The 11,992-nt window shown below is 64.9% G+C and carries 13 protein-coding genes; 3 read left to right on the top strand and 10 right to left on the bottom strand.

Annotated features, from left to right (window positions below):
* Positions 1 to 118: 118 nt before the first annotated feature.
* Together FE240_RS06240 and FE240_RS06235 are read right to left on the bottom strand one after the other, a co-directional pair.
* Entirely contained in the window at positions 119 to 745 is a 627-nt protein-coding gene (locus tag FE240_RS06240) for a haloacid dehalogenase-like hydrolase (protein ID WP_193003812.1), read from the bottom strand.
* Complete coding sequence (locus FE240_RS06235; protein WP_193003811.1) at positions 742 to 1,386, bottom strand: TIGR01621 family pseudouridine synthase; 645 nt, start codon at positions 1,384 to 1,386, stop codon at positions 742 to 744. Before FE240_RS06235 ends, FE240_RS06240 begins: the two co-directional genes overlap by 4 nt.
* A 144-nt stretch (positions 1,387 to 1,530) precedes the next feature.
* On the opposite strand from FE240_RS06235, the gene FE240_RS06230 reads away from it, so the two are divergent.
* Together FE240_RS06230 and FE240_RS06225 are read left to right on the top strand one after the other, a co-directional pair.
* Positions 1,531 to 2,487, top strand: a complete 957-nt coding sequence (locus FE240_RS06230; RefSeq protein ID WP_193003810.1) for a hypothetical protein — start codon at positions 1,531 to 1,533, stop codon at positions 2,485 to 2,487.
* 180 nt (positions 2,488 to 2,667) lie between these two features.
* The gene (locus FE240_RS06225; RefSeq protein WP_193003809.1) at positions 2,668 to 3,858 is read left to right on the top strand and encodes an amino acid aminotransferase; all 1,191 of its coding nucleotides are present in this window, start codon (positions 2,668 to 2,670) and stop codon (positions 3,856 to 3,858) included.
* A gap of 69 nt (positions 3,859 to 3,927) precedes the next feature.
* Here FE240_RS06225 and FE240_RS06220 read toward each other — a convergent pair whose 3' ends face one another.
* From FE240_RS06220 to FE240_RS06190, 7 genes are all read right to left on the bottom strand, one after another.
* On the bottom strand, positions 3,928 to 4,701 hold the full coding sequence (locus FE240_RS06220) for a YSC84-related protein (protein WP_193003808.1): 774 nt from the start codon (positions 4,699 to 4,701) through the stop codon (positions 3,928 to 3,930).
* 345 nt (positions 4,702 to 5,046) lie between these two features.
* On the bottom strand, positions 5,047 to 5,472 hold the full coding sequence (arsC, locus tag FE240_RS06215) for a glutaredoxin-dependent arsenate reductase (RefSeq protein ID WP_193003807.1): 426 nt from the start codon (positions 5,470 to 5,472) through the stop codon (positions 5,047 to 5,049).
* Between the two features lie 11 nt (positions 5,473 to 5,483).
* On the bottom strand, positions 5,484 to 6,533 hold the full coding sequence (gene arsB / locus FE240_RS06210; protein WP_193003806.1) for an ACR3 family arsenite efflux transporter: 1,050 nt from the start codon (positions 6,531 to 6,533) through the stop codon (positions 5,484 to 5,486).
* A 47-nt stretch (positions 6,534 to 6,580) separates the two neighbouring features.
* On the bottom strand, positions 6,581 to 8,329 hold the full coding sequence (gene arsA, locus FE240_RS06205; protein WP_193003805.1) for an arsenical pump-driving ATPase: 1,749 nt from the start codon (positions 8,327 to 8,329) through the stop codon (positions 6,581 to 6,583).
* A gap of 11 nt (positions 8,330 to 8,340) precedes the next feature.
* Positions 8,341 to 8,700: an arsenite efflux transporter metallochaperone ArsD gene (arsD, locus tag FE240_RS06200; RefSeq protein ID WP_193003804.1), complete on the bottom strand. Its 360-nt coding sequence runs from the start codon at positions 8,698 to 8,700 to the stop codon at positions 8,341 to 8,343.
* Between the two features lie 5 nt (positions 8,701 to 8,705).
* Positions 8,706 to 9,074: an ArsR/SmtB family transcription factor gene (locus FE240_RS06195; RefSeq protein ID WP_193004467.1), complete on the bottom strand. Its 369-nt coding sequence runs from the start codon at positions 9,072 to 9,074 to the stop codon at positions 8,706 to 8,708.
* Positions 9,075 to 9,170: 96 nt separating this feature from the next.
* Positions 9,171 to 9,473: an ArsR/SmtB family transcription factor gene (locus FE240_RS06190; protein ID WP_042045662.1), complete on the bottom strand. Its 303-nt coding sequence runs from the start codon at positions 9,471 to 9,473 to the stop codon at positions 9,171 to 9,173.
* Positions 9,474 to 9,574: 101 nt separating this feature from the next.
* Here FE240_RS06190 and FE240_RS06185 point away from each other — a divergent pair, with 101 nt between their 5' ends.
* Positions 9,575 to 10,660, top strand: a complete 1,086-nt coding sequence (locus tag FE240_RS06185) for a permease (RefSeq protein ID WP_193003803.1) — start codon at positions 9,575 to 9,577, stop codon at positions 10,658 to 10,660.
* Between the two features lie 58 nt (positions 10,661 to 10,718).
* Here the strand turns inward: FE240_RS06185 and icd are convergent, their stop codons facing one another.
* Entirely contained in the window at positions 10,719 to 11,969 is a 1,251-nt protein-coding gene (gene icd, locus FE240_RS06180; protein ID WP_042045681.1) for an NADP-dependent isocitrate dehydrogenase, read from the bottom strand.
* Positions 11,970 to 11,992 lie beyond the last annotated feature (23 nt).

Raw genomic sequence — 11,992 nt, 5'->3', positions numbered from 1 at the left:
AAGAGAGGCGCAGGGAAGCGCTGCCCACAGTGGCCAGGAGCGGATGTAAAGATGCGGTTACTGACGCGCGCGCCCTTGCCGGGCGTGGCCTCGCGGGCCGTCTGGCGTCACGCCAGTGTTACAGTGACCATGTCCGGGCCTCGACGGCGGGCAGGGAGCGCCGGGCCTTCGCCAGTTGCCGGGCGCTGGGGTTGATAAGCCAGGCCCGCTCGCCCAACGCGAGCAGCGGCAGATCGGAGAGACTATCGGAGAGGGCCAGCGCAAAAGCGTGGGGGGGCAACGCGGCCCGCTTGCCCGCCCCGAAGCAGTAGTAGAGCGGTACGATGGCCCCATAGCGGCGCCCCATGCGACTGCCAATAAGGCGGGCCACCGACCCTCCGGCCCACTGATGATGCAAACACCGGCGCACCAGGGCGCGCGGCGAGGCGCTCACAATCCAGACGCGTCCCCCCTCCTGCTCAAGCAGCGCCGCCGCCTCGGCAAACAGGGGGGCGGAGCGGGCCGCCACCGCCTTGATCCAGCGCCGCCAGTCGCGCCCTCTGGCCCCCAGTGTGGCGCACCACCAGATGAGCCAGACGGTGGCGAAGCGGCAACGTGGCCAGAGCAGGGCGATCAGCGGGGCACCGAGCAGCAGCAACAATAGGGGCCAGCGCCGGGCTCGCACTATGTGGCGCAGCAAGGCGGCATGGGCGTCGCCGGGGGTCAGGGTGCCGTCATAGTCAGCGAGGATAGGGGCGCCGGTCACGGCGCCAACGCCTCGATGGCGAGCCGGGTCTCCGGCAACAGGAAGGCCTCGCCCACCTCGGGCGGGCAGACGAAGTCAAAGGCCTCGCCGCCGTACGTAAAATTGAGCCGCCAGGCATGCAGATAGCCGCGCTCGGCCGGTGTGCCGCCGTAACGCTCGTCCCCCAAGATAGGGGCCCCCACGCTTTTCAGGGCGACGCGGATCTGGTGGGTCTTGCCGGTCTCGGGGCGAATACGAAACAGCCGCAACCCCTCGCGAACCAGGCTGGAGTCAAAGCGGCTGATGGCGGGGTTATCTTGGGAGCGCGTCAGCATCCAGCTACCACCGCGCCCCTTTTTCATGTCCCCCTTGATCAGCCCCTGCTTCTTGATGGGGCGACGATCGGAGAGGGCCAGATACTGCTTTTTGATGCGCCGCTCGGCAAACCCCTGACTCAAGGCCCGGTTCGCCTCTGGATGGCGCGCCAGCAGCAGCAACCCCGAGGTCATCTTGTCGAGACGGTGCACCGGATAAAGCGCGAGCCCGGTCGCCTCGCGCACCAGGGTGACGAGACCCGGCGCACCGTTCTCCTCATGCATACCAATGCCCGGCGACTTGTCGATGAGCAGAAAGTCGGGGTGGCGCAGCAGTTCGCGAAACATGAATTCTCCAACACGGGCAACGAGGCGGGAATTGTAAGGGGCAAAGGAACCTGGCACAAATCCGCGCCGGATCACGCCGAGGAGCCCCGCCCCTTGGCGAGGAGCCCCCCGGTCAGTAAAGTAAGCCCCTGTTTCGGGGGAGCCATGACCAATATCGACTTTTCTTCCGGCCAGCTCAGGGAGGTGGCCGAACAGCTGATGGCGCAGGAGTCTGTGCTGATCCGCTCGCGCAACCTGCAACCGCTGGTGAGCCTGATGCTGGAGCACGCCCTGCTAGTTGGCCACGCCCCCCACCGCTATGGCCTCACCGACGCGGGGCGGCGCTACCTCACCCGCGCCCTGACGCTCGGCGAGCTGCGCCAGGCTCCCACCGACCCCGAGCAGTGGCTACATGAACAGGGGCTCCAACTGCCCACTCCGGTCAACCTGCGTCTGCTGGCCGCCCTCTACCGCCGCCACGGCGGCAACGGCCGCCCCCTCTTCTCTCCCGACGAAGAGGTGCGTTTTGCCGAGCAAGGGGTCGAGCTGTGCCGGGATCGCCTGCTGCGCCTGCGCACCTCGCTGCCCCTGAGCCTGTTTTTCCAGGGGGGAAGACTGGTCGACGGCGCCCCGCTGCTCGAGGCCCTCGGCGAGATCAGCCTGCCCGAGCGTGCCCTGCCCGGCCTTGGCAAGATCATCAGCAACGGCGAGCCGCTCACGCGCCTCATCACCACCGATCGCACCGGGGTCTTCACCGCCCTGCCGCTGCCCCCCGATACCCTGCTGGCCTGGCTGCCGCCCGGCGGTCATGAGCTGATCGCCCCCCTGTTCGCCGCCCTCCCCGCGACCGTCAGTTGGAGCCACCTGACCGACCTTGAGCCGGCGGGGCTGGAGCGAACCCGCACGCTGGCCGAGCGGATCGGGCGCCCCCTCAGCTACTGGCTGCCGACCGATCTGTCGCCGCACCTGCGCCACTATGCCCGCCCGCTGGAGCACGCCACCTGGGAGCCAAGCCGCCTGCCGCGCCCCCTGCTGGCCCGCCTCACCCCCCTCATCGAGCAGGGGTTAGGGCTGCCGGCCGAGCTGTTGGCGCTGGCCCATCATTGGGATGCGGTCGGCTAAACGGAGTGGGCAGCCGGCCTCGCTTATGCCATCAACACCACGCTTTTTCCCTTCGCTATTTTCCCCCTCTTCTTGCAGTGGTATAAAGAAACAACAGAGGCGCCCCTGCGCAGCAGTCGGGCGCTTCTGTTTGCCCCCAGGGATTGCCACCATCAAAAACAACGGAATACAGGGATCATCATGTTTGAAAAGGTTGTAGCCGCCCCCGCAGACCCCATCCTCGGCCTGACTGAAGCGTTTCGCAGCGACCCACGCCAGGACAAGATCAATCTGGGCGTCGGCATCTACAAGGACGAATCGGGCGCCACCCCCATCCTCAAGTGCGTCAAGCTGGCCGAACAGAAGCTGCTGACCGACGAAAAAACCAAGAACTACCTCGGCATCGAAGGTAACCAAGAGTACGCCCGCATCGTGCAGGGCCTGCTGTTTGGCAAGGGTGCCGAGCTCATCAATGCCGGTCGTGCCAAGACCGCACAGGCACCGGGTGGTACCGGCGCCCTGCGGATCGCCGCCGAGTTCATCGCCCGCAACCAGCTCTCCAAGACCGTCTGGATCTCCGATCCGACCTGGGCCAACCACGTCAGTGTGTTCCAGGCCGCCGGTCTCGAGGTGAAGTGGTACAAGTACTACGACGCCACCAGCAAGGATCTCGACTTCGCCGCCATGCAAGCCTCCCTGAGCGAGGCCCAGCGTGGTGACGTGGTGCTCTTCCACGGCTGCTGCCACAACCCGACCGGGATCGATCCGACCGCCGCCCAGTGGGAAGCGCTGGCCGAGCAGAGCGCCGCCGCAGGCTGGCTGCCCCTGTTCGACTTCGCCTATCAGGGCTTTGCCCGTGGCATCGAAGAGGACGCCGAGGGGCTGCGCATCTTCGCCCGCTCCCACCGCGAACTGCTGGTTGCCAGCTCCTTCTCCAAGAACTTCGGCCTCTATAACGAGCGGGTCGGCGCCTTCACCCTGGTTGCCGAGAGCAAGGAGGTCGCCGACACCGCCTTCACTCAAGTCAAGACCGTCATTCGCGCCAACTACTCCAACCCCCCCTCCCACGGTGCTGCCGTGGTGACCGCCGTGGTCAATGATCCGGCCCTCTTTGAGCTGTGGGTAAGTGAAGTGGCCGAGATGCGCGTGCGCATCCGCGAGATGCGCGAGCTGCTGGTGGCCAAGCTGGCCGAGCGTGGCGTGAACCAGGACTTCTCCTTCATCGCCCGCCAGAACGGCATGTTCTCCTTCTCCGGTCTCTCCAAGGAGCAGGTAGCCCGCCTCAAGGACGAGTTCGCCATCTACATCGTCGGCTCCGGCCGGATCAGCGTGGCCGGGATCACCCGCGCCAATATCGATCCCCTGTGTGACGCCATCGCCAAGGTGCTGTAAGCGCCACCAGATCCGCACGATCGAAAAGGCCCGCTGATGCGGGCCTTTCTTATGGATGCGCGCCAGCGCTCAAGGGGTCAGATCCCGATCGACCCAGTATTTCGAGCCGGTGATGCTGGCATCGAGCAGCAGCCCCTTGTCATCTTGCTGATAGATGGCCATGCCGCCATTGTACTGGGCGGTCAGTGCGCTGCGCTTCTGGCCGGCCACGGCCCCCACCTCTGAGCTAGCCTCCCACCCCTTGCTGACAAAGCGCTCGAAGGTCTCGCGATTTTCAAACAGGATCACCTGCTGGTAGAACTTGCCACCCAGCCCGGCCCCCATCCCCGCCCCGAACATCTTCATGTAGGTGCGGGCCCCATCATGACGGCTGACCGCCACCCCGGCGCCCTGGCTGGTGTTGAGCATGAGGGCGAACTTGCGCGAATCGAACACGGCATAACCGTAGGCCTGATCAAACAGCAGCTTGGCCGAGGGGCGCTCATTGAAAAGGCGCACCAGCGCGGTGTCAGCCATGGTGTCGAGTGCGCTGCGCGCCTGCTCCGCCGTCTTGGGCTCGGTCATCTCATCGAGCTTCTGGTCGGCCACCACCAGCCATGCCTTGCTCTTGGCCACGCTCTGCTCGCTCCATTCACCGGCTTGGTTGTAGGTGCTGGCGGCCCAGCTCGAGACGGAGGCCCAGGTCGCCTTGGAAAAATCGGTGACGTTCTGCCACGCCTCCTTGCCCGCCTCGCCGACGGCGTCCCCCAGTTGGCTGGCCGCCGACTTGATCTTCTCCCAGTCTGCGTGACTTGGCATGGCCACCAGGGCCGCCAGTAGCAAAGTGAGGGTGCGTATGTTCATAAATCCTCCATCATGGATGACCGGGCAACCTGCGATCGCCTGGGGAGTGCTTAGCATATCTCCCCCACCCGCCTTAGCCCAACTGTCACCCCGCCGGGCGCAGCGACACCAATTGCCCACCGCGCCGGGGTGGCGAGCGTTTCGGCCCAGAAGAAAGGCGCGGCGGCTGGCGCCCACTGCGACACCCCGCTTCACCATGGCTGCGCGTCAGCATGAACAAAGGGGCCTAAAGCCCCTGTATGAATAAGGGGGACTAAAGCCCCTGTATGAACAAGGGGGACTAAAGCCCCTGCATGAACAAGGGGGGCTAAAGCCCCCCTGCATACCAATAACGATCGGCGCCGGTTATTTCAGGCGCTTGCCGTCGGCATCGACCACCTGCTCGCCATCTTCCTTGGCGAAGGCCCCTTTTTGCTGATCGGGCAGAATATCGAGCACCCGCTCGGAGGGGCGGCAGAGGCGAGTGCCTAGGGGGGTCACCACGATCGGCCGGTTGATGAGGATCGGATGGGCCAGCATGGCATCGATCAGCTCGTCGTCGCTAAAGCGCTCCTCGGCCAGCCCCAGCGCCTCATAGGGCGGCACGTTCTGGCGCAGCAGGGCGCGCGGCGTGATGCCCATGGCCGCGATCAGCTGCACCAGGGTGTCGCGGCTCGGCGGTGTCTCGAGGTAGTGGATCACGGTCGGCTCCACGCCACTGTTGCGGATAAGCTCAAGGGTGTTGCGGGAGGTGCCACACTCCGGGTTGTGGTAAATGGTGATGTTGCTCATTGCAGTCACTCTCACGGGTTGGATTGTTCGTACCAGGCTTTGCTTCGGTTGACGATGCGCACGACCAGCAGCATGACCGGCACTTCGATGAGCACGCCGACCACGGTGGCCAGCGCCGCCCCCGAGTGAAAACCAAACAGGCTGATGGCCGCGGCCACCGCCAGCTCAAAGAAATTCGAGGCGCCGATGAGGGCCGAGGGGCCCGCCACCGCATGCTTCTCCCCCACGGCGCGGTTGAGCCAATAGGCGAGCCCGGCGTTAAAGAAGACCTGGATCAGGATGGGCACGGCCAGCAGCGCAATCACCAGCGGCTGGGCCAAGATGGCCTCTCCTTGGAAGGCAAACAGCAGCACCAAGGTGAGCAGCAAGGCGGCCATGCTCCAGGGCTGGATCCGCGCCAGCAGCGCATCGAGGTGGTCGGCCGCCAGGGCGCGTTTGCGCAGCCACTGGGCCAGGAACACCGGCACCACGATATAAAGCACGACCGAGGTAAGCAGGGTATCCCACGGCACCGTGATGCTGGAGACCCCGAGCAACAAGGCCACCAGCGGGGCGAAGGCCACCACCATGATGATGTCGTTCAGCGCCACCTGAGAGAGGGTGAAGTAGGGGTCCCCGTTGACCAGCCGGCTCCAGACAAACACCATGGCGGTGCAGGGGGCGGCGGCCAGCAGGATCAACCCCGCCACGTAGCTGTCTTGCTGATCGGCCGGCAGCAGATCGGCAAACAGCACGCGGATGAACACCCAGCCGAGCAGGGCCATGGAGAAGGGTTTGACCAGCCAGTTGATGACCAGGGTCACGCCAATCCCCTTCACGTGCTCGCGCACCTGATGCAGGGCCCCGAAGTCGATCTTGATCAGCATGGGGATGATCATCACCCAGATAAGCAGCCCCACCGGCAGGTTGACCCGGGCAACCTCAAGGGCGCCTATGGTGCGAAACAGCCCCGGCAGCAGCTGACCCAAGCCGATACCGGCCACGATGCACAGGGCCACCCAGGCGGTAAGATAGCGTTCAAAAAAGCCGATGGCGCTCGGCTCGGCGTCACGATGAGACATGATCTCTCCAGTTAGTCAGACAAGGCGGCCATCCGGCCGCCAACGATTCAAGCGTGGTGGCTCAATGCCAGCAGTGCCGCTGCCCCCACCGGCTCCTCAGGCTGGACGGTGACGGCCGCCCAGCGCGGGCAAAGCTCGGTTACCGCCGCCAGATGGGGCTGCTGGGCTGCGGCGCGGATGCGCAGCAAGGGGGCCGTGACCGACGCCGGCAACACCTGATTGACCAGCCATCCCCAAGGCTCGATGCCCGCACGGCGCAGGTCGGCCTGCAAACCGGCCGCCTCCTGCACCGGGGTGGGCTCAGGCAGGGTGACGATCAGTACCTTGGTCTGGGCCGGGTCCTGCAACTGCATCATGGGGGTAGTAAAGTGCAGCCCCTTATCCCCCATCTGGCGCGCCACCTCTCGGTGATAGGCCCCGGTCGCATCGAGCAGCAGCAGGGTGTGGCCGGTGGGGGCCGTGTCCATCACCACGAAGCGGCGGCCCGCCTCGCGAATGATGCGGGAAAACGCTTGGAACACGGCGATCTCCTCGGTGCAGGGGGAGCGCAGATCCTCCTCGAGCAGGGCGCGGCCGGCCTCATCAAGGCTCTCCCCCTTGCTCGCCAGCACCTGGGCGCGATAACGCTCGGTCTCGGCCTCGGGATCGATGCGGCTCACGGTGAGCCCGGGGGCCTCGTCGGCCAGGGTCTCCCCGAGGTGGGCCGCCGGATCCGATGTGGTCAGGTGCACATCGTGCCCCCGCTGCGCCAGTGCCAGGGCAATGGCGGCCGCCATGGTGGTCTTGCCGACGCCCCCCTTGCCCATCAGCATCACAAGGCCGTGCCCCTGCCCCTCCAGCTCGTCGATCATCGCCGCCAGCTCTGGCTGAGCGTGTGGCACGACGCCGCTCTCCTGCGCCATGGCCACCGGCGCGCCGCACAGGGCGCGCAGGGCGGCCAGCCCGACCAGGTTGGCCCCCAGCAGTGGCAAATGACTTTGGGGCAGGCGCGCCAGCGCGGTGGGCATGTTCGCCAAGGCGCGCTGCTCACGCTGCCACAAGGCCAGGGCCAAGGGGTCGTTCTGGATCGCCGGCTCGGGGAAGAGCCCGTTGATGACCAGATGGGGCAGCTGCATGCCGATGGCGGCCAGCTCAGCATGGGTGCGCGCCACCTCGCGCAGGGTCGAGCCTTGCGCACGGGCCACCAGCACCAGCCGGGTCTTGGCGCCATCACACAGGGCCGCCACGGCGGCGTGATATTGATGGCGCTGCTTGTCGAGGCCGGCCAAGGGGCCGAGGCAGGAGGCATCCCCCTTGCCGTGTTCGAGAAAATCGCTCCACGCTCCCGGCAGTTGCAGCAGGCGGATGGTATGGCCGGTTGGCGCCGTATCGAACAGGATGTGATCGAAGCGCTCATGCAGCGCCGGGTCGGTCAGCAGCGCAGTGAACTCATCGAAGGCGGCAATTTCGGTGGTACAGGCGCCGGAGAGCTGCTCCTCGATGCTCTGCACCACACGCTCGGGCAGCTTGCCGCGCACCGGCCCGACGATCCGCTCGCGGTAGTCGCGCGCCGCAGCCTGGGGATCGATCTCGAGGGCGTGCAGACCCGGCACCGCCACAAGGGGGGTGATCCGGTTGCCAATGGCGGTGGAGAACACCTGCCCCACATTGCTGGCCGGATCGGTGCTCACCAGCAGCACTCGCTTACCCGCCTCGCTCAGGGCCAGGGCACTGGCGCAGGCCAGCGAGGTCTTGCCGACCCCGCCCTTACCGGTGAAGAACAGAAACGGGGGGGCATTGCGCAAAAACTCGAACATAGAGCCTCCTGTTAGCAGCAACCGCTACCGGAGCAGCAGCCCTTGGCAATCCCCTTGATGGGCGAAGGCTCCGCCAGACCAGTGAAGCGGGCCAGCTCGCGCCGGCTCGGGTAACGCCCGGTCAGCACCACCTGTCCATCGACCAGGATCAGCGGCAGCCCCTCTTCACCGGCCACCGCCAGAAAGGCGCTCACCGCCGGGGTGTCGGCAAACATCAGGGGCTGCTGGGCCAGGTTATAGCGCTCGGCAGTGGCCCCCTGCCCGCGGGCCCACTCCAGATCGGCGGCGAACGTGACCAGAGACTGGTCGACCTCGGTACCGCAGACGCCAGTGGCACAGCACAGCGCCGGATCAAAGATTTGGATCGCCATAGGATTTACTCCTTGTTGCAACAGGTGGTGGAAGGCAGCACGGCCGGGGAGCAGCCGGAATCGGCACGCAAGGCGCCGCACGCCTCGGGGTGGCCGGCGCAGCACTCTTCGGTGAGATAACCGATAAGACCGAGCATCAGCGGAATATTGGCGCGGTAGCGCAAAAAGCGCCCCTCTTGCTCCACGCTGAGCAAATGAGCGCCGAGCATCGCCTTTAGGTGAAACGACAGGGTATTGGGGGCCACCTCGAGGGCAGTGGCCAGCTCACCGGCCACCATGCCATCGAGCCCGGCACGCACCAACTGGCGCCAGGCAGCCAGACGTACCGGCGAGGCAAGGGATTCGAGCACCTTGACGGCACTGTCGGAAGGCATGGGATCGCGCATGAGGACTCCTGGGACCATTTCAATAGTTCAACTATACAAGAAACATTGAAATGATCAACTTAAGCCCCCAAAAACAACGCGCGATTAGGGGGCGGGGGGATGGCCGTTGACGCAGCACTCCTCTTGCAAGAAGTGCAAGATGGCCTCCAGCGCCGCGTACTGGGAGATGCAGTAGAGGGTGCGGCTCTGGCGCACCTGCACCACCAAGCCGACCGAGACCAGGGCCGCGATGTGATGGCTCAGGGTCGAGCCAGGGATCCCCAGCTCTTTTTGCAGCTCCCCCACTGGCAATCCCTCGGCACCCGCCTTGACCAGATGCTTGAAGATGAACAGGCGAGTCGGATGACCCAGCTCCTTGAGCGCCTTGGCGACCGCTTCCAGCTCCATTGTGATACCCCTTCAGATTCAATATTTCGATAATACCAGAAATATCTTGCGCTCGATTATATTTCCAATATTTTAGAAATATAGTTTGATAGGAGCCCGCTATGCCCCCCTTCACCACCTTGTTGCAAGACGCCGCGCAGATGTTTCTGCTGTTGTTTGCCGAGCTGTCCCTGCTGTTTTTGCTGATCAGCGCCGCCATCAACCGCCTGCGCCAGACGATACCGGATCATCGCATCCAAGCCTTGCTCGGGGCCCGTCAGGGGCGCGGCTATCTGACTGCCGCCCTGCTCGGGGCCATCACCCCCTTTTGTAGCTGCTCGACCATCCCCATGCTGCGCGGCCTGCTCGACGCCAAAGCTGGCTTCGGCCCGACCCTCACGTTTTTGTTCGTCTCGCCCCTGCTCAACCCCATCATAGTGGGCCTGCTGTGGGTCACCTTCGGCAGCCAGCTCACCCTGCTCTATGTGCTGGTCGCCGCCGGCACGGCCCTCATCGCCAGCCTGCTGCTCTCCCAGTGGGGCTTCGAGCGCTACGTCATCACCACGCGAAGCGAGCCGTCATCTTGCTGCTCGCCCCGCCCCGCCATGGCCGCAGCCAGCCCCTCGGCAACCATTCGCGGCCTGCGTCCGGCCAGTGGCCCCATCCTGCGCCCGGCCAAGACAGCGTGTTGCACAGCCCCAAGCCCGGCACCGGTCAGCACCGCCAACTGCTGCGACACACCGGCACCGGTCAGCGCCTCCAACTGCTGCGGCGCGGCAACAAGCTCCGCCGAGCCCCCCTCCCCCTGGCGCGCCGCGCTGGTTGAGGCCTGGATGCAGTACCGGGATCTGCTCCCCTACCTGCTGCTCGGCGTCGTGGTCGGTGCCTTTATCTACGGCTTCATTCCGGCCGACTGGATTGCCCGCCACGCCGGCCAAGATAACCCCTTCGCCATTCTCGTGAGCGCCGTCATCGGCATTCCGCTCTACATCCGAGCCGAGGCGGTGATCCCGCTGGCCTCGGTGCTGCTTGGCAAGGGGATGGGCAGTGGCGCCGTGATGGCGCTCATCATCGGCAGCGCCGGCGCCAGCCTGACCGAGCTCATCTTGCTCAAGTCCATGTTCCGCGCCCCCATGATGCTGGCCTTTCTCAGCGTCATTCTGGGCATGGCCATCCTGATGGGCTACCTCTGCCAATACCTGCTCTGAGGTTTCACCCATGAAAAAGGCCAGCCCGAGGGCTGGCCTTTTTGCGTCTCGCGCAGACTTACATCTGGTCGACCATGTCCTGAGCGAACTGGGAGCAGGAGCGCAGGGTGGCCCCTTCCATCAGACGCTCGAAGTCATAGGTGACGGTCTTGTTGCGAATGGCCGCTTCCATCCCCTTGACGATGAGATCGGCCGCCTCGACCCAGCCCATGTGGCGCAGCATCATCTCGGCAGAGAGGATGAGCGAACCCGGGTTGACCTTGTCCTGGCCGGCGTACTTCGGCGCGGTGCCGTGGGTGGCCTCGAACAGGGCCACGCCGTCACCGATGTTGGCGCCGGGCGCAATGCCGATGCCGCCGACCTGGGCCGCCAGGGCGTCGGAGATGTAGTCGCCGTTCAAGTTCATACAGGCGATGACGTCATACTCGGCCGGGCGCAGCAGGATCTGTTGCAAGAAGGCGTCGGCGATGACGTCCTTGACGACGATGGTCTTGCCGGTCTTGGGGTTCTTGAACGAGCACCAGGGGCCGCCGTCGATGAGCTGGGCGTCGTACTCTTTCTGGGCCAGGGCATAGCCCCAATCCTTGAAGGCACCTTCGGTGAACTTCATGATGTTGCCCTTGTGCACCAGGGTCACCGAGTCGCGATCGTTGTCGATGGCATACTCGATGGCGGCGCGCACCAGACGCTCGGTACCGGCCTTGGACATGGGCTTGATGCCGATGCCGCAGGTCTCGGGGAAGCGAATTTTCTTCACGCCCATCTCGGTTTGCAGGAAGGCGATCACCTTCTTGGCTTCATCGCTGTCGGCCTTCCACTCGATGCCGGCGTAGATGTCTTCGGCGTTCTCGCGGAAGATCACCATGTCGGTCAGCTCGGGGTGCTTAACCGGGCTCGGGGTGCCTTCGTAGTAACGCACCGGACGCAGGCAGATGTAGAGATCCAGCTCTTGGCGCAGCGCCACGTTGAGGGAGCGGATACCGCCACCGACCGGGGTGGTCAGCGGGCCCTTGATGGCCACGCAGTATTCACGGATGAAATCCAGGGTCTCGGCCGGCAGCCAGACGCCTTCGCCGTACACCTTGGTCGACTTCTCACCGGTGTAGATCTCCATCCATTCGATCTTGCGCTCGCCCTTGTAGGCCTTCTCGACGGCGGCATCCACCACCTTGAGCATGGCCGGGGTCACATCGACACCGATGCCGTCACCCTCGATAAAGGGGATGATGGGGTTATTCGGAACATTCAGCTTGCCGCCAGCTGCGGTGATTTTCTGTCCTTGAGAAGGGATAACTACTTTGCTTTCCATCGGCATCTCCTAACATCCTTTTG

The sequence above is a fragment of the Aeromonas simiae genome, assembly GCF_014892695.1.
Taxonomy (GTDB): Bacteria; Pseudomonadota; Gammaproteobacteria; order Enterobacterales; family Aeromonadaceae; genus Aeromonas; species Aeromonas simiae.
The sequence above is the reverse complement of the archived record's forward strand: the minus strand, read 5'-3'. Positions and strand labels throughout refer to the sequence as shown.